Genomic DNA, 23,538 nt, shown 5'->3' with positions numbered 1-23,538 from the left:
CTGATGTGGTTGAAATATGCCATCGTCCGTAAAAAATCTGTAGGCCACTGGAACGTGGTGGACACGACTTAGAGCTTCATAATTCTCCACTTCGTGAACAATTATGGATCTCTAAGCTCGGTCTTCTACTAACCTTGCTTCGCAAGCTAAGTAGAATATCACCACTGAGGGCCCACAGATTTTTTACTACCGATTAAGTCCTCAGTTCTATTGAACAAATTTACAATATGTAAGAATTTTTGTCTCTGTATATTAAATAGAAATTTTAAATTAAAAAACTGCCACTATTAGGTATTCCAGACATACAATTATGTTTGGATTTCTTAACAGTGGCAGTTTTTATCTGCTATTTAGAATTAATGAACAAAGTAGGAGTCAGTCTGGAGCAAAAAATGGGAATGCGTTCAGCTATGAGATCATTGTTAGCGGCTTGGCCGGTTACAATGAGGCCGAGTTTGAAAATCCATTATTTTGCACGAAGTGTAAAATAATTAGTTCCGAACCGGACCATAGTTCCAACAGCATTCCCACTTTTTGTGGAGGACGGGAATTCAAATATACTCATACTATAACCAAACTTGAGAAAGAGCCGAAAAATGGTTGTTGGCTTTTATTTTTTTTGACATCCAATACCTCTTTATGCATAATACTATGTATAGAGAGGTATCAAAGATGAATCCACAATTGAAGAAAGGCCTATTGGATATTTGTGTCTTAGCTGAGTTGAAGCGAAAAGAATCTTATGGTTATGCAATTATTCAAGATTTGGAACCATTGATTGAAATATCCGAATCAACGTTATATCCAATTTTAAAAAGGTTACTCAAAAAGCAGGCTATTGTTTCAAAAAGTCGAATACACAATAATCGAGTTCGAAAGTATTATCAAATTACCAAATTAGGGGAAAAAGAGATAGCTGATTTTATTGATGAATGGGGTCAGGTTGAAACAATTTTTCGATTTATTAAAGGGGAGAATGAAGATGAGTAAAACGGATTTTTTATTAAGATTGGAACGAAAGTTAAAAAAATATGGCGTTAAGAATGCCAATGATTACATAGACTATTATTCAGAATACTTAGATGATCTTGTTGAAAACGGTATGAGTGAAACTGCAGCGGTTGCTGAAATTGGAGGTGTGAAAAAGGTCTTATTAGAGATTTTATCAGATGAAAACGTTGTGATTCCCCAAGCAGGTAAAAGAACTATGGGAATTTTCTTTTTAATGTTGGGATTACCATTGTGGGGACCAATTGCAGCAGCAATTTATATTATTTTTTTGGCAATTATCTTTGCACTTTTGGTTTCAGCATTGGCATTCATCGTTGCAGGATTATGGACCTTTATTGGCAGTTTCATCGTTGTTTTTAAATCTGGCATCTGGTATGCAGGTGTTCAATTAGGTATTTCAATGATGCTGTTAGGATTAGGAATTACTTTTGAACAACTGTTTGTCGCTACTAGTAGTGGTTTGTATAAATCGAGTAAAAATATATTTCAAAAAATTCATACCGAGGTTGAATAATGGATATTTTCAAATTTAATAAGAGTATCTTAGTTGGAGCAATAGTAATTTTTATCTTAGGATTAATATTATTTTTCATTTCTTTTGGGATGTTAGACTTTAACCTAGATAAATTAATAAGTCATTTTGGAACATGGTATGCACCGATAAATTGGGCATAAAAAAAGCAAGTCCAATGGACTTGCTAGATGATTAGCTAAAACTAAAAACAGCAGTGATAAAGGTTGCTGCACCAAGAAAAATGCCAGGAATGTTAGCCCAAACGATAGGCCAATCCTTTTCTTTCTTTAATAAGCCATAGGCTGTCCAAATCGTGCAGTTGATAAAGGCGACGAGTGGTTGTATCGGATTACCCTTGCTTCCGGATAAATTTGAGATGATCTGAGGGATGTAGGAAACATACATCAAGACAGACATGATACTTGCTATCGTTCCAATTCTTTCTACTTTTTCTGAACTGATCCTCTGCAATTAAATTAACTTCCTTTCATCTTTCTCAGTTTTTATTGTCATAATATATTAGACAATAGTTGCTGTTAAAAATCATTAAGCATATTATTTATTTATAAAAAATGCTATAAACACACCTTAAAACAGACGTTTTGTCTTGTCAATTGATACGATGTTTCACAAAAATAGTATTTGACATAATTATTGATGGTAAATTTTAATGGTAGGTAATTAATTAATCTTTCGTAACATACTTTGAAGCGTTATCTAAAATTTCTCGTACTTCATCAGTTGTCTTAGCATCCATCATTTTATTTCTGAGTTCAGTGGCTCCTAATTCAGGACGGGCATAGATTTTGAAGAAACGTTTCAATGATGGAAAACGAGGCATATCATAATGTTTAGCAAAGTCGTCAAATAAATCTAATTGCAAATGAAGTAATTGTAATAATTCGTCCAAAGAGTGTTCTTGGGGGTTGGCTTCAAAAGCAAAGGGATTAGCAAAGACTCCACGACCGATCATAATGCCATCAAGACCGGGGTGAGCTTGAGCCAATTTTAAACCAGCTGTGTAATCGGGGATATCGCCATTTATTTGGAGTAAAGTTTCGGGAGCAATTTCGTCACGTAATTTGATCAAATTGTCGATTACTTCATAGTGTGCTGGAACTTTGCTCATTTCCATCTTTGTTCTTAGATGAACTGTTAAAACGGCCACATTTTGCTGAAGCAAGAAAGGTATCCAATCTTTATATTCTTCGACTTTACTATAGCCCAATCTAGTCTTAGCACTGACGGCCAGACCGGATGTCTTGGCCGCTGCAATGACTTCTTTAGCTGATTGATAATTTCGGATTAGGTCGCTGCCGCCATGGTTTTTAATGACGGTACTATCTGGGCAGCCCATATTTAGGTCAATTGCTTGAAAGCCCTTGTTTTTTAGGACAGGCCCAGCTTTTTCAAAATCTTCAGCAATATTGCCCCATAGTTGAACTACAGGGTATTTTTGTTCACGGGGATCCATGTATAGGCGTCCATGAACTGGAAACTTGGTATGGGGGTCGGTAATACCTTTAGCATAAACAAATTCGCTGAAAAAAGTGTCGGGTGCCGCAGCTTTAGTAATTACTTGTCGAAAAACTGTATTACTGACAGCTTCCATAGGTGCCATGGTGAAAAAAGGACGTTGTTCTTCTTTAGCTTTAGTAGCGATTTGTGACCAAAATGTTGATTCTGTCAAACTTGATTACTCCTTTTAATATAAGTTATTAAATCCATATCATTATATATTACTAGTTTCTAAGTCGATAATCTAACATTTGATAAGGGAAAATATAATAAGCTCTGATAACTGTCATATTTAGTTATCAGAGCTTACTTTATTTTTAAATGTTATCTAAGCGATTTAAATAGGCTAAGTATAAATGTCCACTGTCAGAAATTTTTATTTTAGTAACGCTGGCATTTTGAGGTTCCATAATATCAACGATATCAGGAACTTTAGTAACTACTTTAGCAAAGGAACGGGTAACAAAACCATGACATACTACCATAATTTTTTCATTGTCCTTTTTGGACATATCATTGATAAATGATTGGACGCGGTCGAAAACTGATTCATAAGGTTCGCCATCTTTAGCATATTGAGTGTAGTTTTCAGTAATATAACCATTTTCATCAAAGCCGTCGGGATGTTGAGCTTTCACTTCGGCGGCAGATAGTCCATCCCAAGATCCATAGTTTATTTCTCTTAAGCGCGAATCAGTTTTAACCGAATGAACACCTTGATTTAGTATTTCAGCAGTTTCTAAAGCTCTTTTAAGAGGACTGGCATAAATTTCATCAAAATCATTGATGTTAATGTGCTTTTTTAAATATTCAACTTGTTTTTTTCCAGTTTCATTTAAGGGTAGATCAGTGGCAGATCCGTTGATTTTACCTGTATAGTTAGTGTCAGTCTCTCCGTGTCTGACAATGTATAATTCAACCATCTCGTTACCTCCATAAATTAATAAGTTAAGTATTTCATGAATAAGTTTACATTTCAAATTAAAAACTACAAAAGAGAAGTATACGCAATAGATCGTTTTCTTTTGGCTATCTAATTTTTATTATTCTTTTTAAAAACAATCGGTAAGTAAACGAAGAACATTGCTAAACTAATTATCAAAATAAAAATTGGCAATGTCCAGATGGTCCCATTGTGAATTAGGCTGACTAAAAGAGTTAACAAGCTGACAATTAAATAGTAGCCAAAACTGAAGAGGCCGCTAGCAGTACCAATAACGTCTTCGTAACCCTTGAGAGCCAAGTTTAGTGCCACTGGCAAAGTAATATTTAAACCTAAAAAAATAAGAAAGAAGCCAAGAATCAATAAACTTGCTTGATCTAATTGCAAACTTATTAGTAATAATACTCCCGATATCGAGCTGAAAGTTAAACCAATGAGAGCAATGATTTCTGATTTAAGGTATTTAACTAAGAAGTTGACAATTAAAGCTCCTAAAAGTGAAGCAAGGGCCAAAGTCATTCCTAGACTGCCATATTGAACTGAAGTATATCCAAAATGTTTCATAAAAATAAAAGGCGCTTCAGAGTAATAGCTAAATAAAATACCATTAATTCCACCAATTAAAAGACCATAAGACCACACGATTGGATCGGTTAACAAGTTATAAGTGACTTGAAGCATTGAAACTTTTACAAGATTACTTTTATTACTCGTTTCTGGTAAACGATAGTAGCTGTAAAACAGAATTAAAGTTGCCATAATGATTAAGGCACTAAAAACATTGCGATAGCCCAAATAGCTTTGAATTAGACCACCAATTAAAGGACCAAAGGCGGGGGACAAAGCCATTGCCGCGCTTACCTTTGAGAATACTTTTGCACCTTTAAGACCACTAAAGCTTTCTCGCATAATAGTTTGGGTGACAACTGAGCCAACACTGGCGCCTAAGGCCTGAATAAAGCGAGCTGCTAATAAAAAGGTAAAATTGGGACTGATAAATAGACCTAAGTTTCCAATCAAATAGACGATGATTCCTAAATTCATAGCAATTCTTCTACCGACTTGATCAGATAATTTCCCCCAGAAAAGTACACCAATAGCAAAAGCTATAAAGTAAATGCTCATGGTTAACTGACTAGTTGCTGCCGAGATATGCATGCTGCTACTAATTGGGGGCAAAGCAGGGGTAAAGATTGATTCACTGATCTGTGGAAATCCTACTAGAACAATGATTAATAAAATTGATGGTACGGTGTTACGGACGTTTTTCATTTTTAACTCCTATAATTTATTTTGCTGAAAAACGTCCTGCATCATTTACGGGCGTACAAGCCATGATGTCAGATAATTCCATGGTTCTCACCTAATTTCTTTAAAGTCTGCTATCCATAATATAGGAACAAAATTAAGAATGCAATATTAATTTTCCAATACGTCTTAATGAGAACCTCTAAATTGAAAATTATTAACTGAAATTATATTGTTTGGTCATGTTAACCGATAACAAAGATTATAAAGGGATTTTTACTTAAGAAAGAGATGTTAATTATGGCAGAAACAAAAAAATCAAATTTAATATTGATTATGATAGCTATTTTTATTGCAACTTTTATGACATCAGTTGAAACAACCATTGTCACTACTGCTTTGCCAACTATTATTAGTAATCTAAATGGTCTATCTATGCAAAGCTGGGTCTTTGCTATGTACCTTTTGACAACTGCAGTCAGTACGCCTATTTATGGAAAAATGTCTGATCGAATTGGACGTAAGCCAATTTTTATTATTGGGCTGATTGTTTTTTGTACAGGTTCATTTCTCTGTGGTATTGCAGGTAATATTTATTTCTTGATTTTGTTTAGAGCTTTGCAAGGTATCGGTGCTGGAGCAATTATGCCTATAACTTATACTATTATCGCTGATTTATTTCCATACTCAAGACGTTCCAATATGTTAGCGATGAATAATACTGCTTGGGGTATCTCAGCTCTTTTAGGACCCTTGTTGGGTGGCTTTATTGTGGATCGATTGAATTGGCATTGGATCTTTTTTATTAATTTGCCCCTAGGCGCCATAATTTTGTTGCTGGTAATCTTTGGATTAAAAGAACAAAAGCGAGAACATCAAAAACAACCAATTGATTTTCGAGGCATTATTAGTTTGTCGATTACATTAATAGCTTTATTAATTTTTTTTCAATCTGTTGGAAGTCAGAATCTCTCGATTATATCAGTTTTAATTAGTGGAATTGTTTTTCTGATCTTTATAGTATTGTTCTATCAGTCAGAAAGAAAAGCAATCGATCCCATTATTCCTTTAAAGCTTTTTGAGCAAAGGTTATTTACGATTCAAATTTTAACGTTATCACTATTAAACGGAATTCAAATTGGTTTTCAAATTTATTTTCCGATTTGGTTACAATCAATATATAAGGTGCCAGCCTCGGTAGCCGGATTGGCAGTTACGCCTAGTCCAGTTATGTGGTTGATTAGTTCTATTTTTGTGGGTGCTTTGACAAAGAGATTTTCGCCACGAAGAATTACTTTGCCGATTGTATTAATACAAATTCTTTTCTATATTCCTTTATTATTTGCTCAAATTAGTTTTCCAATGTTTATTTTCTATATAATAGCCGGAATTACTGGGGCTGGTTTAGGAATTGTCGTAACCACTAATATCCTGGTATCGCAAGAAATTGTTGATAAATCTGAAGTTGGAACTGTTTCTTCAATGCAGACCCTAGGACGAACTTTAGGTCAAACTATTACGACAGGGGTCTTTGGTCTGATTTTTAATATTGCGGTTAATAGTTCTTTAGGAGGTCATAATACGGTCAGCTTTAATCAAGTCAATCAATTCATTAGTACTAATGAGGCTGTAAAGTTCAGTGGATCAATTGTTTATAGTATGGAAGAAATTATTTTAAACGGGATGCATGCGGTCTTTTTAGCAACAGTTGTAGTGTTTATAATTGCTTTTATTATTAATCTCCTGGATAAAAATCGGGATGTAATTAAATAGTAAAAATTAAATACTTGCGTTCCACCTCTAATAATCATTATAGTAAGTAGTGCTATGTAATTAATTTTCGATTGGAGATGAGAGTGTGACCCAGTCAACATACTGGAATCGTATTGCAGATAAAGCTAAAGCGGAGAAACGTCCTTTTTTTAGCTTGGCACCGATGGAAGCCGTGACCGGATCGGTTTTTCGTCGTGTAGTAATGCGTGCGGCCGCACCAGATAACTTTTATACAGAGTTTACGAATGCGTTAAGTATTACACACCCATTGGCTAAGGAAACAACTAAAGGAAGATTGTATATTGACCCTAATGAAAATCCTAAGCCAATTGTGCAATTATGGGGGAATTCAGAGATTGACTTTGCTAAAGCTGCTAAAGAAGTAGAAAAACAAGGTTATGAAGCAATTGATATCAATATGGGATGCCCTGATATTGCGGTAATTAAAAATCACAGCGGGAGTGATTTGATTCGCCATTTTGATACTGCCAAAGCAGTCATTGAGGGAGCTCGTCAAGCTGATTTGCTCGTGAGTGTAAAAACCCGTTTGGGTTATAGCGACGTTGAAGAATTTGAGACGTGGATACCATTTTTATTGAAACAACAAGTCCCAGTTCTAACGGTTCATGTCAGAACTCGCGAAGAAATGAGTAAAGTACCAGCCCATTATGAATTGATTGATCAATTGGTCCAAATGCGTGATGCTTATGCTCCAGATACTTTGCTTCAAATTAATGGAGATATAGCTGATTATCAAGCTGGAATTGAATTAGCTCAGGCTCACCCTGGCGTTGATGGTATTATGATCGGTCGAGGAATCTTTATGAATCCCTATGCTTTTGAAAAAGTTCCACAAGAACATTCGACACATGAATTGTTAAATCTTTTACGTTATCAATTGGATTTATATGATGAATTTGTTGCTAAGGGTATTCCAGGACATTTTGCTCCCTTGCAACGTTTCTTCAAGATTTATGTAAGAGGTATGAAGGGTGCTTCAGCGATTAGAAATGATTTGATGCAAACTAAAACAACCGATGATGCTCGAAGAGTGATTAATCAAATTGATCCAGGAGAATAGTTGTTATACTCAGTGATTTTAGTTTTTTATAATCAAAAATCACTGAGTATTTTTTTGCCGTAATATGTAGTTAAAAAAAACTTTTTAGATTAAGCTAGTCTGAAAATGGATAGTAGGGAGAACAATTCAATGAAACAAGCAATTTTTTTGATGTTAGATGATTATGCAGACTGGGAAGGGGCCTATTTATCTAGTCAATTGAATAAGAGTACAGAATGGACCGTTAAAACTGCTTCAATTACATCAAAAATCACATCGATAGGTGGAATGAAAACGATAGTTGATTATTCATTAGTTAATATTCCTGATGATATTAATCTATTAGTTTTGATTGGTGGCAATTCATGGACTGTGGAAAATGAAGATTTAAGACACATTATTAGAAGACAGATAATACGCCAAAAACCATTAGGGGCAATTTGTGGTGCGGTCGATTATTTGGCAGAAAATGGCTTTTTAGAAGGCTATAAGCATACTGGTAATGCCCAATATCTTTGGAAGAATTATACAAATTATAAAAATCAAGATGATTTTGTGTCACAACAAGTAGTACGAGATCAAAATTTAGTAACAGCTAATGGAACAGCAGCAGTAGATTTTACTAATGAGGTTTTAAAACTAATTTCATTCGACTCTGATTTATCAGTAGATAAGATAACTGATCTCTATAAATTAGGCTTTTATGAATACTGTAATAAGTATGGTAATCCCTTTGATTAAATAGTCACAGCATATTTAGTGCTAATTCTTCCGGAATTTATTAATATTAAAATATAGAAAAATAAAGGAGGAAATAAATATGCATTGGTTATGGGTTTTGATTGTTGGTGCAATCATCGGTGCGATTGCCGGAGCAATTACAAATAATGGGAAATCTATGGGGTGGATCAGTAATATCATCGCCGGTATCATAGGTTCAAGTATTGGTGAGGGAATACTTGGTTCCTGGGGTCCACAATTAGCGGGTATGGCAATATTTCCATCCCTTATTGGAGCCGTTATCCTAGTAGCGATAGTTTCATTCGTTGTTAGAAAAATGTCATAGGAGTTGATTATATGGATACAGTTAAATCAGTTTTTAAATTTATGGCAGTAAGTACTCTGATTGTCGGTGGAGTTTTAGTTGGAGGAACAATTTTAACAGCTAAAGGTATCGATAAAGCAGGAGATAAATTACAAGCAAAAATTCACTAAAGAGGACAGACCATCGTTCTATCTTTAAATAAAAATCCCCGTCTAGTAACCACTGAAATGGTTGCCAGACGGGGATTATTTATTGTTTTTTTGTTTCGTTGATCAGAGCAGTCAAGGTTGCTGTTTGAAAATCAGTTAATAAGGTATGAATATCATTTAAGGTTTCAGTTTGACCACTAGTTAGCCATTCTCTCCATATAGCGTAAACTCCGGCACTCATGAATTGAATCCAATATTTTTTTTGTATTTTCGAAAAATTCTGCCAATCTAAAACTTGTTCATAGAAACGGTTCATATTATCGTTGAAGATATTTTGAATAATGAATTCATAATTTCTTTGAGCAGCCAAGCGCATTTCTTCAGCCATTTCAGTGAAGAAATCTCCTAAAGTAGTTAACTTTTGTTTTTGTGGTACGTGATTAATAATTAGATTAAATTCGGCATCGATTTTCGGTTTAAAGTAAAAAATTAAAACATCGTCCAAGGTTTCAAAATTTCGATAAAAGGCCATACGACTAACACCAGCCTTTTTAACAACTTGAGTTATAGTGATTTCATTGAGATCTTTGGTTTTTAATATTTGCAGTAAAGCTGTAATGAGATAATCTTTGGAATCACGCTTTATTTGTTGTGAATGTTCAGTAGCTGCCATTACATTTTCTCCTTTTTGTCACAGATGCTCTTGATTTACTTGAGAATCAAGAGAATACCTTGTATGATACGCCTATTGACGTTACAAGTGAAACGTTAGCTTAAATATAAAATTTTGAGGAGATATTAAAATATGAAAAAAGAATTAGTAGTCGTAACAGGTGGCAGTGGCTTTATTGCAATTCACATTATTTTGCAACTTTTAAAACAAGGATATGCTGTTAGAACGACCATCAGATCAGAAGCCAAAAAAGCGATTGTTCAAGAAATGTTAACTAATGGCGGCATTACAGATTTTTCTGATTTGTCATTTTCATTAGCAGATTTGTCATCCGATGATAATTGGGAAGAAACAATGAGAGGAGTAACTTATGTAATTCATGTAGCTTCACCAACACCAAAACTTAATTTTAAAAATGAATCCGAAATGATTCGTCCTGCGATTAATGGTGTTATTCGTGTGTTAAAGGCAGCACGTGATAATCAAGTTAAAAGAGTAGTTATGACCTCAGCATATGGAGCAATCTTTGCAGGTCATAAAAATCGTAAAACTCCATATACTGAAAAAGATTGGTCTAATCTTTCTGAAAAGCATATTCATCCATACCAAAAGTCCAAAACAATGTCAGAAATAGCTGCTTGGGATTTTATAAAAAAAGAAGGCCAAGGCCTAGAATTTTCAACAGTAAATCCTGTAGGAGTCATGGGACCTGTTTTATCAGCCAAGTATTCACATTCGAATATTCAAATTCAAGAAATGCTGGAAGGAAAAGTTAAAATTTTGCCAAACGTTAACTCAGGGTATGTTGATGTTCGTGATGTTGCTAGCTTACATATTCTGGCTATGACCTTACCTCAGGCCAATGGAGAAAGATTTTTGGCTACGACAGGAGAAACCTTGTCGATGATGGATGTTGCAGATATTTTAAGAACAGCTTTTCCTGATTATGCCTCTACTTTGCCTACTAAAACAATTCCGAATGCAGTTGTTAAGATCGTAGCACTTACTAATCCTAAATTACGAATGGTAGCCTCAATAGTTGGTACTTATGCGGAAACTAGTAATGAAAAAGCTAAAACACTTTTAAATTGGCATCTTCGTTCTGCTAAAACAGCTATTATTGCTACGGCTCAGTCAATGATTGATTTAGGAATTGTAAAATAGAATATCGTTAAATTCCGAGATAAAAAAATTCAGTGTAGTAATCATCATGGATGGTTGTCACACTGAATTTTTTTATCTTCAACATTGGGTGTTACATCGTAAGAATTTGTAATTCTTTTTAAAATAACCATTGCACCTAAGAAAAAGGATGATGCAAAAATAGCTGTGATCGGTAACATATGGAACATACTTTTAGGCAAGACCAAGGCTAATAAAGGAAAGGCAAAAGCTGCTGGTAATTTTATTTTTAATAATTGTAATAAGATAAAGACTAATGGTAATGCGATAACGGTCGAAATTAACCATGAATTAAAGAGTAGGTGAACAGCCACACCAATACTGGCTGCACCAACTAGTGCAATAAAATGTTTGCTTGCTATGCGCCAGCTATATCTATCTTTTTGAAGTACTTCGAAAAAAACAACCATTACAGGTGGAATAGCTGCCATCTGCGAAAATCCCAAAAACCAAACTACACTGACCCAAACTAATGTCATAAGACTGAAAATGAGCATATGATTTTTTTGAATGGTCTTATTAGGAGCTGATTCTTTATAGGTTCCCTGTAGAAAAACACCGCACATTAAAGTAGCCGTAAATAAAATGATTGCTAGGATAAATGACCAATGAGTAGCATTGATTATGATAGGCAATAGCCCTGTAGCAAATGATGGGGCTAAGTTAGACTTCAAAACACGCAAAAAAAGGAGCATCAAAATAAGTCCTAGTAAAACTTTTTCGGCATAAACAATCGACAGTTTATTAATTAGGAAGCCAATAATAGCAGTCCCTGAAGGTGCTAAAAATATTTTTGCAGGTTGATTGATCCACGTTTTATTTTGATAGATCCAAGTTCCAGCAGTTAAGGCACCAATTTCTGGTAAGATAATTTCCATATCGTTGAGTAACGTAGCACAAGTAACCATAAAAAGGATAAACAAAAAGCCAATTAAGTAATTTTTCTTTTCTGTTGTGGATAAAAGCATGTGGTAATATATCTCCTCTAAATTACAAATTCTGTAGCAAAACTAAATAATTGTAACACACCGATATAATTTCTGAAAATATAATTAATATATTGAACTACTATCTAAATATATAAAAATGGAATTAATTAAAATTTTATTATCAAAATATACAATCTTACAATGTACGAAATGGATAATAGACTATCTTTCTGAAGGATAGTTATTAAAATATAGGTATAGACCAAAAATGAGGAAGTGAAAAATAATATTCTAGTATATGAATTTAAAAGGGGTATATTGTAATGGTAGAAAAAGTGAGCAGTCAATTAAAAGATTATGATGCCGATGATATAGATGACATTTTGTGTGAATTGGATAATTCCAAAATTCGTATTAACGCCTTAATGGATTATAATTTGAAACTAAGGAGGTTGGATGGGGAACAGCCTAATAAAGCATTATTATCGCATGAAATGAAACGCCTTAGTCCGATAATGGAATTGCTGAACACAGAGATATTTGAGTCAATAGAGAAGTCAATTGATATTTTGAACAACAAAGCTAATAGATCTAGAAAAATTTCTACTCTAAAAATAGAAGGTAAGTAATTTTTATGAAAAAAGAACGATTTTTAGCTAAATTTAACTAAAATCGTCCTTTTTTAGATAATTAATTAATTCAATTCGTTATTCCTATTGACATTGAGGCTCTTTTTTTATAACATTTTATTGTTAATGGGCATTCGCCAAATGGTAAGGCAGCGGACTCTGAATCCGCAATTTATTGGTTCGAACCCAATATGCCCAATAAATACATCAATAAATCCTTATTATATCAAGGGTTTCAACGCTTGAAACTGCTAAGTGTGTCACAAAATGTGTCACAACTAGAAATTTACGTAATTTGCGTATTTCTGAGCAGTTTCTTTTTTTTGCTTTGAAGTTACTTCGGTATAAATATCCATAGTTTTAGGGTCAAAGTCAACCGTTCTAATACTTGTAGGTGTTTTAGGAGTATTAACTAACAGATGTCCATGTTCGCCCTGTGACTGAGTTTTGTTGATACTAATCTGGTTAGTTTCAAAATTAATATCAGTCCATAAGAGGGCAAGCGATTCGCCTTTAAGCATACCAGTAAAAGCTAATACTCTAAAATAAATTTCAGCTGTATCATTATCCATATCGTGAAGACATTTGAAGAAATGTTTAAGTTCTGGTAAATCATAATAGTTTTCACTTATTGTTTTAATATGGGATGTATTGACCGGTAATATTATTCTGTCAGCAGGATTTTTCTCGATTATTTGCACCTTATAAGCCCATGTTAAAACCCCATGTTAAAACCCGATTAATATAATTATAAAATCTTTTGTATCTACTTAAATTTTGCTTAAACCATTTATTTACTGCTAATTGAATTTGAACTGTTGTTAATTTAGATATTTTAGTTTTACCAATTTCTGGTAGAATATGAAGCGCGAAGTGTTCGACAGTCTTGGTATACGTGGATTCCTTAACTGTCATTTTGTATTGATCAAACCATTTAAGATATATATCTTTAAATGTTAGATTTTTATATTCAGAGAAGCTACGATTGTCAAATTCTAATTGAAGTTTGGCTAATGATCGTTGGGCTTCTTTTTTTGTTTTAAATCCACTTTTCGATGGTTTAACTTGTTTTCCCGTAACCTCATCATATCCCAATAAGGTTCTAAACTTGTATGCTGTCTCGCCGTTCTTTTTAGTATATTTCTTTATTTCAGACATTTTTATTCTCCTAATCGTTTGCGTGGGAGCAAGTTTTAAGAGATTAAATCAGGTATCACCTCCTTAAAATTTGATATTGAATTTACACAGTTACTATGTTATACGTGATATAATATTATATAGAATACGTCGGGAGGGCTATATGAACTTAACGTCATTAGTATCATCACTTATAGTTTCTGGTAGTTTAGGATATTTAAATTACAATATATTAACAAAATTAGACATAGTAGACTTCTATAAAGATAACAAGGACGATAAAAGATACTTTGTTATTATGCTAGGTGGTATAAACTATCTTTTATATTTAGTGATAGCAAGTTTTATACCACATGCTCAGCAAGGCAGTTACTTAGCAATAGCTATTACCATGCTTTTAGTATTACTAATAAGCGTTGTTTTAGACTTTACTGTTTTCCATTGTTTAAAAAGTTTATTAATTGGTTAATTTTAAGAGCAAGAAATAGAAGTGGACTACCTGACTTCGATGTTAAATCTGCACAAGAATTCTTTTTCAATAGTAATGAACCACAGAGAGTTTACATCTATGACTTTGATAATAAATTAATTGATTGTGGATATTTTTACTATAGCGCTGGTTCGGATTTTGACGAATTAAGTCAGGTTTTAATTCCCTTTGAAAAATCAGAAGAGGAAAAGTCCTACTTAGAAGTTAAAAGGTTAGCTCGTAAACAGAGTTCTCAAATGCTAATAGATTCTGATAGACAAGTAAAAATTTTTAATCTTTCTTAGATTCTTCGTTGTTATTGGATTTTCTTTGATCTAACTTTTCTTGTATTCCTTTTGGAAGTTTTCCTTTAGCACCAAACATGGAACGTATCTCCACATCTTTTCTTAAATTATTATCATCGTTCATAATAGAATCCTTTCAGTCACGCTTAATTGTGTGGCTTTTTTTAATTAAGCTCTCAAATCAAGTTTGTATGTAACATGGTCCCAATTAAATAGATAATGTCCGACTTTGCTAAAGAAATTACTGGGAATTTCTTTATAAAAATTGGGAGTATACATAGCACCACCACTAAGCTCTATATGATTTCTTTTGGATTGTGAATTGTCTAAGAACGGCTTGTACTTATCTTGATAGAATTGAATTTTATTTGTTTCTGATCTAATAAAAGTAAATTCTTGATGAGCTCCAGAACCATTACCATACATTTGATATTTAGTCTTCTTATAGAATTTTTTGTTAAATTTATCTGGATTGAATCTTTCGTTCCTTAATTTCCCTAAATAATAATTAATAAGAGGCCTAATAAATGCAAGGATTAATAAAACTATAATTATTATAATTATTTTACCAATTATTTTTGATAATAATTGTTCTAAACTTGAAACACTTGTATATTCATTCAAAATGTATACCTCCTTATTTTTGTGTTATATGCCAGTGTTGTTAATAAATTCTCTTAATGAATGTCCTGAATCACTTTGCATTTCTTTATTTGTATTATGTTGTTCCAAAACCGTATATCCATAATTAATTGTAAGATTTCTCAAAGCATTGGAGTCAGATGTGTCGTCAGTAAAAGCATCAGAATTTCCTAAATCATGTTTTAAAACATGGTAGGAGTGGGTGGATAGACTTCTTAAGAAGTTGTCGTTACTATGTTTTGAAACATAATCATTTAAATACTTGACATTTGACTTGGCTTTTTCAGTTTCAGAATGATCATTACTACCAATCGCATGATTAATTTGTTTTACTCTCTTTACACCGGTATTCATTTTTTGACGTTGAAATCCATTAATTGTTATTCCGGTTTCACTGTTAGTATAATATCTTGGTCCAAGTACACGCATATATCCGTAGATAAGAACCACACTTAAAAGTGAGGTAAGAATTAAGGTGATCGGAACCTTAATTGATTTGCGAAACAATCCGACGATTAACCATATTGCAAATATCGGAATAGCAAAGACAAAGAATGTTAAAATATACACTACTAAGTTGCCTAAAGGCTTGTTATTCATAAAAAATGTTAAAACAGTAAGAATCAAAGGAAATAACAATGATATGCACAACCATCTCCAATAGTGTTTAAAATATTCTTTCATAATTTCCCCCATAAATATATATTTACTGATTTAAGTATATCAAAGAGATTTATTTTAGAATATTTTTGATTAAAAAATTTTGGAATACTAAGAGAAAAAATAATAATCAAATAAAAGAGAGGCGTTTTTAATGTTATAATGTAAGCGTTAACAAAATGGGGTGGAGGTAAACATTATGGAACATAAAGAGACGGAAACAGAAAATTTGATTGGTTTAGTATTTATTTATATATTTGCTTTTGTGGCGCTCTTCTTAGGATTGTTTGCCCTGTACTTTCACTTTACAACTACATTATCAGTAAATTGGATGATTAAGTTATTATTCGTGGATCTGGCTTTGATGATTATGGCAATTATGAAACCAATTTTTGATATTACTGTAGAATTTTTTAAGGATATGGTTAAGAGGGATTAGTTCAAATGGACTGATCCTTTTTTATTGTTTAAGTATTCTTTAGAAAGTGCTCATTTCTCAGAAATAATATAAAATAGAGGTATACATAATAATTAGGAAAGGCGGGTTTAACAAATGACGAGAATCGATAGATTACAGCAAAAAAAGAAAACTGAAAGAGTTGACCGTAATGTAGGTTTTATAAAAGTATTTATTGTTATCTCTGTAATTTATTTTATTTGCCAAATTGTTACGACAATTAATCTGTAGTTCTAAAATGTTGCCTGATCCACAAGCAACCTGCTAACATTTAGTTATAATCAAAAACTAGAGAGGAGTTTTATTATGAGTGTTGAAAGTAAAAAAGATATGGTCAAAGGTAAAACAAATCAAGCAGTTGGTAAGGCTTCAGGCGATGATAAACAAGAATTAAAAGGTAAAGCTCAAGAAGCTATGGGTAAAGTTAAAGATAAAGCTGATGAAGTTGTCGACAAGGTTGCCCACAAGATCAATAAAAAAGATGACAAATAATTTGTCACAATAGATACATTAAATTCTTGCTATCACAGTGATGTGGTAGCATTTTTATTTATATATTTATAATCATATTAAGCTGTGAATGTGTTACATTATTTAATGGAGTGAAATAATTATTTTTGTGAGGTGAATTAATGGAGAAGAGCGAGATATTAGTTACTACAACTGAACATATACCAGGTCGCGACTACGAAATTATTGGTGAAGTCTTTGGTTTAACGACGCAATCGAAAAATGTAGTCAGAAACATTGGTGCTGGTTTCAAAAATATTGTTGGTGGCGAGATCAAAGCATATACAGAATTATTAACAGAAGCTCGTGATATTGCGATTGACCGTTTGCGTCAAAATGCTTTGGATATGGGTGCAGATGCTGTTGTAATGATGCGCTTTGATTCAGATTCAATTAGTACTGACATGGAAACAGTTGCAGCATATGGTACCGCAGTAAAATTTAAGTAAGGTGATTAGATGGCATTAGAATATAACAAGAGTTCTTTATCAGCTTGTACCAGTATTTTAATTGGTAAAAAAGCAACCGTTGATGGTTCTACTATTATTGGAAGGAACGAAGATGCGAAGGCTTCATGGCCAAAGCACTTTGTAATCCATGGGCATAAAGAATTTTCAAATGAACAAAAATTTGTTTCTAAAGCCAATGATTTTCAAATGGACCTACCTAAAATTCGCAATAAATATTCTGCCACTCCTGAATGGACCTTCAAAGAAGGATTATTTGAAGAGGATGGTTTCAACGAATATGGCGTTGGCATGAGTGCTACTGAAAGTGCTTATTCAAATCAGCGTGTATTAGGCGTTGATCCTCTTGTTGAAAATGGTATTGGTGAAGAAGCCATGATCACAGTAGTTTTACCATACGTAAAAACCGCTCGGGACGGTGTGTTACGTTTAGGTAAGATTATTGAAGATTACGGAACTTGTGAAACTAACGGAGTTTTGTTCTCTGATAAAGATGAAGTTTGGTACTTCGAAAGTGGATCAGGTCACTATTGGGTTGCGCAACGAATCCCCGACGATAGTTACGCAGTTGTAGCCAATCAACTTGCTATCCAAGAGATTAACTTTAATGATTCAGATAATTTTTTGTATCATCAAGATATTGAACAATTTGTTAAAGAGAATCATTTGAATACAAGACCCAATGGATTTAATTTTAGAGAAATTTTTGGAACGCATGATTTATCCGATGAAATTTACAACACTCCCCGTGTTTGGTGGGGACAACAAACATTTTCTGGACCAACTGATGAGAGTCCAGAAAGTGAAGATTTAGTTTTTATTAAAAAGGCAAATCGTTTGTTAAGTGTTGATGATGCACAGGATTATTTAGCCTCTCATTATCAAAAGACAGAATTTGATCCTTTGAATGAGTCTGCTAATAATAAACGTTATCGTCCAATTAGTTTGGCCAAAACGCAGGAGTCACATGTCTTACAGATAAGACCTAATATGGCTCCTGAGATTGCTTGTGTACAATGGTTGGCCATGGGAGTAGCTTCACAAAGTATCTATGTACCATTTTATATGGGCATAACTGATACTCCAGAAGAATACAAACTTGGTGAATTGCCATACGACAGCAAGTCAGCTTATTGGACTTACAAGTTGGCCGGAGTTTTATTGGATGGTCACTATAAAGAACTTGGAAAAGATTTCCAAGCCAAGCAAAAGGATATCAATATCACTCTTCGTAAAATGTTAAGTGATTTTGACAAGCAAGCCTTGAGCAAAGATGATGATAAATTACCTAATTATTTGACGAAAGCCTCATTTGAAATGGCAAAAGTTTCACTTGATGGCTATAAAGAGCTAATAGCTCAGTTAATTACGGACTCGACTGATTTTTCACCTCTAAACTTCAAGACAGATATGAATTTATAAAAATTTGTACTTTGAAAATTAAATGAGGGGTTTTATAAAATGGATGATGGTAATTCGCCGACAAAAACAATCACATTATTTGGTTTAATAATGATGATTTTCACGGCGATCTTTGGATTCGCTAATACAACTGTTGCTTACGAGCAAATGGGATTAGCAAGTATTGTTTGGTATGTTTTCGCGGCTCTTTTCTTCTTTCTACCTGTAGGATTTATGGTAGCGGAATATGGTGCTGCTTTTAATGAAGCTAAGGGTGGAATTTACTCTTGGATTGAAGGGGCTGTTGGTGCTAAATGGGCTTTCATTGGTACTTTTATGTGGCTGGCTTCATGGGAAGTTTGGTTAGTTTCAACTTCCTCAAAGGTTTGGATTCCTTTATCTACAATGTTTGCTGGACATGATGCTACGCAAACATGGGGTTTCTTTGGACTTAGTGCTACACAAGTGATTGGGATTCTAGCTGTACTCTGGATTGCTTTTGTTACATATACAGCTTCACAAGGAATCGATAAGATTTCTAAAATTTCTAACTTTGGTGGAATTATGACCATTGCCTTGCAAGTTATCTTCTTTGTTTTGAGTTTGGCAGTGTTATTTATGTCAGGTTTCCATACAGCTGAACCAATTCATGGATTAGATACATTTATTCATTCTGCTAATCCAGCATTTGCTTCACCACTAGGAATGGTTTCCTTTATCGTTTATGCAATCTTTGCATATGGTGGTATGGAATCTGTTGGTGGTGTTACTGATAGTATGAAGAATCCTAAGAAAGATTTTCCACGTGGTGTATTGATTGCTGCTGTTATCATGGCTTTAGTTTACTCGTTGACAATTTTTTGTTGGGCAATGAGTACTAATTGGAACGCAGTTATTTCCAAGGGCAATGTTAATTTGGGTAATATTACTTACGTTATGATGAGCAACTTAGGTTATCAATTTGGTTCACATATTGGCTTAGGTAGTGCAGCTGCCATTGCTTTAGGTGAATGGTTAGCTCGTTTTACAGGCTTTGATATGTTCGTTCTTTATATGGGTGCTTTCTTTGTTTTGATTTATTCACCATTGAAATCATTCATCATGGGTACACCTAAAGATTTGTGGCCTGCAAAGGTTACTAAATTAAATAAACATGGTATGCCTGCATATGCTATGTGGATTCAAGCTATTGTTGTTATCGTTCTTATCTTAATTGTTGATATGGGTGGTAAAAATGCTAAAGCACTTTATAATATTTTGACATTAATGGCTAATGTTTCTACGACTGTTCCATATTTGTTCTTAGTTGGTGCATATCCATTCTTTAATATGAATAAGGATATTGAAAAACCATATTTATTCTATAAAAATAAGAAATTTATGTGGACAGTTACAGTAATTGTCTTTTTAGTTCTAGCTTTTGCTATTATCTTTACATTGCTTCAACCAATTATGGAAGGGGCCTATACAGACGCTCTTTGGACTATTTTAGGACCAGTTGTCTTTGGACTTGTTGGATTTACGCTTTATTACAGATATGAACATAAAGGACATAAGGCTAGCGTTGGTGCAGAGGCTACTAAATAATAATTATTAATAATAAATCTTATCAATTTAGATAAGGTTTATTTTTTTGCGCTAAAAAATGTTATTTGACATATTGTGACATGGGTAATTGGTAGGATTTAAGAGTAAACAAAATGAGCAACAAAGGGGGAAATAAGGATTGAACAAAGCAATTAAATATTTAGGGATTACTGCTGCAATGCTTTTAGCAACTGCACCTATAGCTACGCCAATTTTTGATACAGTGACCGGAGAAGTAACTGTTAAGGCTGAGGATAATCAAAATAATTATATTGATTATAACTGTCCCGATGGTGGATTGGTAAGTTTAAGTTTTTACGTTGATGCCGGTGGTCAAGAACAAAAAGTATCAACAAATGTAGTTGTCGCAAATAATGTTGGTGATATTGATACACAACCAGCACCAATTTTAGATGGGTATGTGGCTACGCAAAGTACTATTTCTATTGAGAGAACGGCTACTGGCTATAGAATCTTGCAAGTTCCTACATATGTAAAGAGTAATCCGAATGATGCGTCAAAGACCGCTACGCTGAAAACTTTTTATGAAGTATTGACTGTTGAAAATAATACAGGCAACTACTGTCCGTTAGTAGGTTTCTCAACTGATACAGGTAAGATATTTAATCTTAATAATCGTGCCTTAGCTAATGGTACAGAGTGGTATTCTGATCAGATCAAAACATATGATGGAGCCAGATATTTTAGAGTTGCTACGAACGAATGGGTTAAAGATACCTATTTTGCTGGGGGACACACTGGATATTAGAAGTTGAGTAATATTTTGAAAAAATATATTGCTTGGTGTCAAATGGACATATTGTGACATGGGTAATTGGTACGATTTAAGAGTAAACAAATTGAGTTATTGGAGGATAAGATTTTGAAAAAAATGATTAAGTATATGGGGATTACAACCGCTGCTTTGTTGGCGGTTTCACCAATTGCAATGCCAGTTATTAATGCTGGTACAGAAACTGTTGTTAAAGCAGCGAGTGAACCAGGATATGCTGTAAATGATTTTATTAAGAATGCTGATGGAACTTATACAGTTAGTGGTATGGTTCCAGCGACTAAAGATGGTAAACAAATTTCAGTTTCATTTGATGATGTCACAATGTCACCAGATAATTATTCAAATATGAGATATGTTTATGCAAAGTTGCAAACCTTTGATGGTTATACAATTAATCATCCAACTGAACTAATGGCCTTAAAAGTTACTCTAGATGGTGAAGTGTTAGGATTTACTACTCTAGATAGAGATATTATTTATACAAAGGATAATTCATCCAATAGTGAAGCTCCAAGTGATAATCAATCTACGACTATCCCTGGCACAAATTGGGTAACAGTGTTTTCTCCATCAGAAGATGCAACAACATACGATGATAATGGAAATGCCACATCTGCAGTATTGTCTAAAGCCACAGCTTGGAGTGTTGATAGACAAATGGATATCAATGGTTTGACATATTATCGTGTAGGAACTAACGAATGGGTTAAGAAATCAGATGGTATTGAAGTATTTTCAAATAAGACAGTTGTAGATACAAGTAGACAAGCTGGTCTTTATACTTCAACAGGTAAAGCAATAACAAATCGCGGTCTAGCTGCTAATACTCCATGGTACACTGATCAGTCAGCAACTATTAATGGACAAAAGATGTATCGTGTTGCAACAGATGAATGGGTCGCTTCAAGCGATATTCAATAGAATTAATAAAAAGTAAAGTATAGGGGAATTTTATATTATGCCAGAAGTTAGTCATAACGGCGAAAGAATTGCTGAAGTAAATAAAACACGTAATGGAGACTGGATTAACAAACAATTTTCAGCTAGTGCTTTGTTATTTTGGATTAAGGGTAGAATCTCCGTTGATTATCGTGGAATCCATATTGTTGAACCAAATACAATTTTAGGAGTTTTCCCAGCAGGTCAACAGAGAAAAAATATTCCATTAAAAAACGTGTCTGATACAGAAATATCAACATCTTATAAACTTTCAAGATTTTTAATGGGAATTATTTTAGTAATAATAGGTTTAGTAATGTTTAAGAGTCAATTTTTGGTAGGACTTATTCTTGTTGTCCTAGGAGCATTCGTTTTTATGAATGGAATCCTAACTTATTTAACAATTGAACACGGTGGAAATCCATATAATTTGTTTGTACCATTCTTCAATAAACAGGATATCTTGGATGTCAAACAAGCAATTGACGAAGCACTCAACACAGACACAGATAAAACTGATCAAAGTTTATACAATCATCGACTAAATTCGAATGATATGGATAATATTCGATAGTTCCAATTTGTATTTGACAAAATCTTGGGGGATTTAATCAATGAAAATAAAGAAAATGGCTGTACTGATAGCTTCATTAACAATGACAATTGTAGGAGCAATGTTCATTTCACAAAAGAATGTTGACGCTGCTAAAGTTACTAGTGTTAATGATAGTGTTGCTACATTATACAAACTAGATGGAAGCAAAATCACTAATCGTGCCTTAGGACCTAATAGTAATTGGTTAGTAGGTAGAATTTTCACGCATAATGGAGAAACATTTTACCAGGTTGCTACAAATGAATATTTAAAATCGAATGATACTACTAAATTATTCGATAATACTAATACATCATTAAATTACACTCCTAATATTCAAAAAATTAATGATTATTTCATTAAATATTTGAACGCTTTACATGTTGCTAATGGTACACCGACAGTTACTACGACAGCTGATATGTTTGAATATGCTAATCATCGTGCTTATCAACAAGTTGGCAATACAATGGATCATTCTACTCGACCAAGAGATACTGAAGAAAATCTTTATGGATTGGGTTATGATTATATTTTAAAATATGGTCAATATGAAAAAATGACTTCTGATAAAGAAGTTGCTTATTATCTTTTAAAGGGTTGGTATGATGATAACGGCAATGCTATGTATTCCGCAGGTCAGGTTGGTCATTTCGGCCACCGAGCAGCTTTAATTTATACTGGTTCGCCAGCTGCACTTGGAATGTCTGATAATTCAACTTCCTTAAGCGCTGAATGGACAACTGATTATGAAGGATTTGAAAGCATCTATCAATATACAGGTTCAAATCCTGATACTAAGTTTGTGTCAGAAGATGCTGTTCAATAAATATATCAAAAAAGGCAGATCTCTAATCATAGAGGTCTGCCTTTTTTAGGCTGTACGATAAATAGAGTTG

At 33.6% G+C, this 23,538-nt stretch carries 31 protein-coding genes and 1 tRNA gene; 21 read left to right on the top strand and 11 right to left on the bottom strand.

The features are described from left to right. Positions 1-672 precede the first annotated feature (672 nt). Together FD26_RS08550 and FD26_RS08545 are read left to right on the top strand one after the other, a co-directional pair. Entirely contained in the window at positions 673-990 is a 318-nt protein-coding gene (locus FD26_RS08550; protein WP_057868016.1) for a PadR family transcriptional regulator, read from the top strand. Then, the gene (locus FD26_RS08545; RefSeq protein WP_057868015.1) at positions 983-1,525 is read left to right on the top strand and encodes a DUF1700 domain-containing protein; all 543 of its coding nucleotides are present in this window, start codon (positions 983-985) and stop codon (positions 1,523-1,525) included. Before FD26_RS08550 ends, FD26_RS08545 begins: the two co-directional genes overlap by 8 nt. 192 nt (positions 1,526-1,717) lie before the next feature. Here FD26_RS08545 and FD26_RS08540 read toward each other — a convergent pair whose 3' ends face one another. The 4 genes from FD26_RS08540 to FD26_RS08525 all read right to left on the bottom strand — a co-directional run bounded on the left by FD26_RS08540 (position 1,718) and on the right by FD26_RS08525 (position 5,258). Continuing rightward, positions 1,718-1,996, bottom strand: coding sequence for a SemiSWEET family transporter (locus FD26_RS08540; protein WP_200953666.1), 279 nt, complete (start codon positions 1,994-1,996; stop codon positions 1,718-1,720). 214 nt (positions 1,997-2,210) lie between these two features. Further along, entirely contained in the window at positions 2,211-3,215 is a 1,005-nt protein-coding gene (locus FD26_RS08535; RefSeq protein ID WP_057868014.1) for a tRNA-dihydrouridine synthase family protein, read from the bottom strand. Between the two features lie 145 nt (positions 3,216-3,360). After that, a complete protein-coding gene (locus FD26_RS08530) occupies positions 3,361-3,966 on the bottom strand; it encodes a histidine phosphatase family protein (protein ID WP_057868013.1) in 606 nt (201 codons plus the stop codon). Positions 3,967-4,076: 110 nt separating this feature from the next. Next, entirely contained in the window at positions 4,077-5,258 is a 1,182-nt protein-coding gene (locus tag FD26_RS08525) for a multidrug effflux MFS transporter (RefSeq protein WP_057868012.1), read from the bottom strand. A 273-nt stretch (positions 5,259-5,531) separates the two neighbouring features. Between FD26_RS08525 and FD26_RS08520 the strand changes: the two genes are divergently transcribed. The 5 genes from FD26_RS08520 (at position 5,532) to FD26_RS11205 (ending at position 9,282) form a co-directional block, all read left to right on the top strand. Continuing rightward, complete coding sequence (locus tag FD26_RS08520) at positions 5,532-7,007, top strand: MFS transporter (protein ID WP_371862035.1); 1,476 nt, start codon at positions 5,532-5,534, stop codon at positions 7,005-7,007. 85 nt (positions 7,008-7,092) lie between these two features. Further along, complete coding sequence (locus FD26_RS08515; RefSeq protein ID WP_057868010.1) at positions 7,093-8,088, top strand: tRNA dihydrouridine synthase; 996 nt, start codon at positions 7,093-7,095, stop codon at positions 8,086-8,088. Positions 8,089-8,217: 129 nt separating this feature from the next. Further along, on the top strand, positions 8,218-8,808 hold the full coding sequence (locus FD26_RS08510; RefSeq protein ID WP_057868009.1) for a type 1 glutamine amidotransferase family protein: 591 nt from the start codon (positions 8,218-8,220) through the stop codon (positions 8,806-8,808). 79 nt (positions 8,809-8,887) lie between these two features. Then, complete coding sequence (locus FD26_RS08505) at positions 8,888-9,133, top strand: GlsB/YeaQ/YmgE family stress response membrane protein (protein ID WP_057868008.1); 246 nt, start codon at positions 8,888-8,890, stop codon at positions 9,131-9,133. 11 nt (positions 9,134-9,144) lie between these two features. Further along, a complete protein-coding gene (locus tag FD26_RS11205) occupies positions 9,145-9,282 on the top strand; it encodes a hypothetical protein (RefSeq protein WP_186809294.1) in 138 nt (45 codons plus the stop codon). Between the two features lie 79 nt (positions 9,283-9,361). Here FD26_RS11205 and FD26_RS08500 read toward each other — a convergent pair whose 3' ends face one another. After that, positions 9,362-9,934, bottom strand: a complete 573-nt coding sequence (locus FD26_RS08500; protein WP_057868007.1) for a TetR/AcrR family transcriptional regulator — start codon at positions 9,932-9,934, stop codon at positions 9,362-9,364. A 132-nt stretch (positions 9,935-10,066) separates the two neighbouring features. Here FD26_RS08500 and FD26_RS08495 point away from each other — a divergent pair, with 132 nt between their 5' ends. Continuing rightward, entirely contained in the window at positions 10,067-11,098 is a 1,032-nt protein-coding gene (locus FD26_RS08495; RefSeq protein WP_057868006.1) for an SDR family oxidoreductase, read from the top strand. A 44-nt stretch (positions 11,099-11,142) separates the two neighbouring features. Here the strand turns inward: FD26_RS08495 and FD26_RS08490 are convergent, their stop codons facing one another. Then, the gene (locus FD26_RS08490) at positions 11,143-12,084 is read right to left on the bottom strand and encodes a hypothetical protein (RefSeq protein ID WP_057868005.1); all 942 of its coding nucleotides are present in this window, start codon (positions 12,082-12,084) and stop codon (positions 11,143-11,145) included. A 284-nt stretch (positions 12,085-12,368) separates the two neighbouring features. Between FD26_RS08490 and FD26_RS08485 the strand changes: the two genes are divergently transcribed. Beyond that, a complete protein-coding gene (locus FD26_RS08485) occupies positions 12,369-12,674 on the top strand; it encodes a hypothetical protein (RefSeq protein ID WP_057868004.1) in 306 nt (101 codons plus the stop codon). A 127-nt stretch (positions 12,675-12,801) separates the two neighbouring features. Further along, positions 12,802-12,873 (top strand) — tRNA-Gln (locus tag FD26_RS08480). 79 nt (positions 12,874-12,952) lie between these two features. Here FD26_RS08480 and FD26_RS08475 read toward each other — a convergent pair. Beyond that, complete coding sequence (locus FD26_RS08475; RefSeq protein ID WP_057868003.1) at positions 12,953-13,375, bottom strand: site-specific integrase; 423 nt, start codon at positions 13,373-13,375, stop codon at positions 12,953-12,955. Between the two features lies 1 nt (position 13,376). Continuing rightward, complete coding sequence (locus FD26_RS08470) at positions 13,377-13,832, bottom strand: tyrosine-type recombinase/integrase (protein ID WP_057868002.1); 456 nt, start codon at positions 13,830-13,832, stop codon at positions 13,377-13,379. A 142-nt stretch (positions 13,833-13,974) separates the two neighbouring features. On the opposite strand from FD26_RS08470, the gene FD26_RS08465 reads away from it, so the two are divergent. Next, positions 13,975-14,280, top strand: coding sequence for a hypothetical protein (locus FD26_RS08465; RefSeq protein WP_057868001.1), 306 nt, complete (start codon positions 13,975-13,977; stop codon positions 14,278-14,280). A gap of 291 nt (positions 14,281-14,571) precedes the next feature. Here FD26_RS08465 and FD26_RS11080 read toward each other — a convergent pair whose 3' ends face one another. The 3 genes from FD26_RS11080 to FD26_RS08450 are packed head-to-tail and all read right to left on the bottom strand — an operon-like array spanning position 14,572 to position 15,911. Further along, positions 14,572-14,709: a hypothetical protein gene (locus tag FD26_RS11080; protein ID WP_156401792.1), complete on the bottom strand. Its 138-nt coding sequence runs from the start codon at positions 14,707-14,709 to the stop codon at positions 14,572-14,574. Between the two features lie 44 nt (positions 14,710-14,753). Then, on the bottom strand, positions 14,754-15,209 hold the full coding sequence (locus FD26_RS08455; protein ID WP_057867999.1) for a hypothetical protein: 456 nt from the start codon (positions 15,207-15,209) through the stop codon (positions 14,754-14,756). Between the two features lie 24 nt (positions 15,210-15,233). Then, positions 15,234-15,911, bottom strand: coding sequence for a hypothetical protein (locus tag FD26_RS08450; RefSeq protein WP_057867998.1), 678 nt, complete (start codon positions 15,909-15,911; stop codon positions 15,234-15,236). 175 nt (positions 15,912-16,086) lie between these two features. Here FD26_RS08450 and FD26_RS08445 point away from each other — a divergent pair, with 175 nt between their 5' ends. The 10 genes from FD26_RS08445 to FD26_RS08405 all read left to right on the top strand — a co-directional run bounded on the left by FD26_RS08445 (position 16,087) and on the right by FD26_RS08405 (position 23,468). Beyond that, a complete protein-coding gene (locus FD26_RS08445; RefSeq protein WP_057867997.1) occupies positions 16,087-16,326 on the top strand; it encodes a hypothetical protein in 240 nt (79 codons plus the stop codon). A gap of 114 nt (positions 16,327-16,440) precedes the next feature. Beyond that, the gene (locus FD26_RS11380; protein WP_257787246.1) at positions 16,441-16,575 is read left to right on the top strand and encodes a hypothetical protein; all 135 of its coding nucleotides are present in this window, start codon (positions 16,441-16,443) and stop codon (positions 16,573-16,575) included. Between the two features lie 75 nt (positions 16,576-16,650). Beyond that, entirely contained in the window at positions 16,651-16,836 is a 186-nt protein-coding gene (locus tag FD26_RS08440) for a CsbD family protein (RefSeq protein ID WP_057867996.1), read from the top strand. Between the two features lie 140 nt (positions 16,837-16,976). Continuing rightward, a complete protein-coding gene (locus tag FD26_RS08435) occupies positions 16,977-17,303 on the top strand; it encodes a heavy metal-binding domain-containing protein (protein WP_057867995.1) in 327 nt (108 codons plus the stop codon). Positions 17,304-17,312: 9 nt separating this feature from the next. Then, entirely contained in the window at positions 17,313-18,743 is a 1,431-nt protein-coding gene (locus FD26_RS08430; RefSeq protein WP_057867994.1) for a C69 family dipeptidase, read from the top strand. Between the two features lie 39 nt (positions 18,744-18,782). After that, positions 18,783-20,309 carry a glutamate/gamma-aminobutyrate family transporter YjeM gene (yjeM, locus tag FD26_RS08425; protein ID WP_057867993.1) on the top strand — a complete coding sequence of 509 codons (1,527 nt, stop codon included), beginning with the start codon at positions 18,783-18,785 and terminating at the stop codon, positions 20,307-20,309. Between the two features lie 139 nt (positions 20,310-20,448). Next, positions 20,449-21,078: a hypothetical protein gene (locus tag FD26_RS08420; protein ID WP_057867992.1), complete on the top strand. Its 630-nt coding sequence runs from the start codon at positions 20,449-20,451 to the stop codon at positions 21,076-21,078. 123 nt (positions 21,079-21,201) lie between these two features. Then, entirely contained in the window at positions 21,202-22,026 is an 825-nt protein-coding gene (locus FD26_RS11320) for an SLAP domain-containing protein (protein ID WP_147000154.1), read from the top strand. Positions 22,027-22,063: 37 nt separating this feature from the next. Beyond that, on the top strand, positions 22,064-22,618 hold the full coding sequence (locus FD26_RS08410) for a hypothetical protein (RefSeq protein ID WP_057867990.1): 555 nt from the start codon (positions 22,064-22,066) through the stop codon (positions 22,616-22,618). A gap of 40 nt (positions 22,619-22,658) precedes the next feature. After that, positions 22,659-23,468: a hypothetical protein gene (locus FD26_RS08405; RefSeq protein ID WP_057867989.1), complete on the top strand. Its 810-nt coding sequence runs from the start codon at positions 22,659-22,661 to the stop codon at positions 23,466-23,468. The last annotated feature ends 70 nt before the right edge of the window (positions 23,469-23,538 follow it).

The organism is Companilactobacillus crustorum JCM 15951 (genome assembly GCF_001434585.1).
Taxonomy (GTDB): domain Bacteria; phylum Bacillota; class Bacilli; order Lactobacillales; family Lactobacillaceae; genus Companilactobacillus; species Companilactobacillus crustorum.
Note: the sequence above shows the minus strand (reverse complement) of the source record. Positions and strands in the feature narration are given on the sequence as shown.

What these genes read in the sequence shown, in the direction of transcription:
- FD26_RS08410 (WP_057867990.1), top strand. Translation starts at nt 22,064, where the DNA reads ATGCCAGAAGTTAGTCATAACGGCGAAAGAATTGCTGAAGTAAATAAA.
- FD26_RS08430 (WP_057867994.1), top strand. Translation starts at nt 17,313, where the DNA reads ATGGCATTAGAATATAACAAGAGTTCTTTATCAGCTTGTACCAGTATT.
- FD26_RS08435 (WP_057867995.1), top strand. Translation starts at nt 16,977, where the DNA reads ATGGAGAAGAGCGAGATATTAGTTACTACAACTGAACATATACCAGGT.
- FD26_RS08445 (WP_057867997.1), top strand. Translation starts at nt 16,087, where the DNA reads ATGGAACATAAAGAGACGGAAACAGAAAATTTGATTGGTTTAGTATTT.
- FD26_RS08495 (WP_057868006.1), top strand. Translation starts at nt 10,067, where the DNA reads ATGAAAAAAGAATTAGTAGTCGTAACAGGTGGCAGTGGCTTTATTGCA.
- FD26_RS08405 (WP_057867989.1), top strand. Translation starts at nt 22,659, where the DNA reads ATGAAAATAAAGAAAATGGCTGTACTGATAGCTTCATTAACAATGACA.
- FD26_RS08525 (WP_057868012.1), bottom strand. Translation starts at nt 5,258, where the DNA reads ATGAAAAACGTCCGTAACACCGTACCATCAATTTTATTAATCATTGTT.
- FD26_RS08530 (WP_057868013.1), bottom strand. Translation starts at nt 3,966, where the DNA reads ATGGTTGAATTATACATTGTCAGACACGGAGAGACTGACACTAACTAT.
- FD26_RS08500 (WP_057868007.1), bottom strand. Translation starts at nt 9,934, where the DNA reads ATGGCAGCTACTGAACATTCACAACAAATAAAGCGTGATTCCAAAGAT.
- FD26_RS11205 (WP_186809294.1), top strand. Translation starts at nt 9,145, where the DNA reads ATGGATACAGTTAAATCAGTTTTTAAATTTATGGCAGTAAGTACTCTG.
- FD26_RS08485 (WP_057868004.1), top strand. Translation starts at nt 12,369, where the DNA reads ATGGTAGAAAAAGTGAGCAGTCAATTAAAAGATTATGATGCCGATGAT.
- FD26_RS08440 (WP_057867996.1), top strand. Translation starts at nt 16,651, where the DNA reads ATGAGTGTTGAAAGTAAAAAAGATATGGTCAAAGGTAAAACAAATCAA.
- FD26_RS08505 (WP_057868008.1), top strand. Translation starts at nt 8,888, where the DNA reads ATGCATTGGTTATGGGTTTTGATTGTTGGTGCAATCATCGGTGCGATT.
- FD26_RS08490 (WP_057868005.1), bottom strand. Translation starts at nt 12,084, where the DNA reads ATGCTTTTATCCACAACAGAAAAGAAAAATTACTTAATTGGCTTTTTG.
- yjeM (WP_057867993.1), top strand. Translation starts at nt 18,783, where the DNA reads ATGGATGATGGTAATTCGCCGACAAAAACAATCACATTATTTGGTTTA.
- FD26_RS11380 (WP_257787246.1), top strand. Translation starts at nt 16,441, where the DNA reads ATGACGAGAATCGATAGATTACAGCAAAAAAAGAAAACTGAAAGAGTT.
- FD26_RS11320 (WP_147000154.1), top strand. Translation starts at nt 21,202, where the DNA reads ATGATTAAGTATATGGGGATTACAACCGCTGCTTTGTTGGCGGTTTCA.
- FD26_RS08545 (WP_057868015.1), top strand. Translation starts at nt 983, where the DNA reads ATGAGTAAAACGGATTTTTTATTAAGATTGGAACGAAAGTTAAAAAAA.
- FD26_RS08465 (WP_057868001.1), top strand. Translation starts at nt 13,975, where the DNA reads ATGAACTTAACGTCATTAGTATCATCACTTATAGTTTCTGGTAGTTTA.
- FD26_RS11080 (WP_156401792.1), bottom strand. Translation starts at nt 14,709, where the DNA reads ATGAACGATGATAATAATTTAAGAAAAGATGTGGAGATACGTTCCATG.
- FD26_RS08550 (WP_057868016.1), top strand. Translation starts at nt 673, where the DNA reads ATGAATCCACAATTGAAGAAAGGCCTATTGGATATTTGTGTCTTAGCT.
- FD26_RS08470 (WP_057868002.1), bottom strand. Translation starts at nt 13,832, where the DNA reads ATGTCTGAAATAAAGAAATATACTAAAAAGAACGGCGAGACAGCATAC.
- FD26_RS08510 (WP_057868009.1), top strand. Translation starts at nt 8,218, where the DNA reads ATGAAACAAGCAATTTTTTTGATGTTAGATGATTATGCAGACTGGGAA.
- FD26_RS08450 (WP_057867998.1), bottom strand. Translation starts at nt 15,911, where the DNA reads ATGAAAGAATATTTTAAACACTATTGGAGATGGTTGTGCATATCATTG.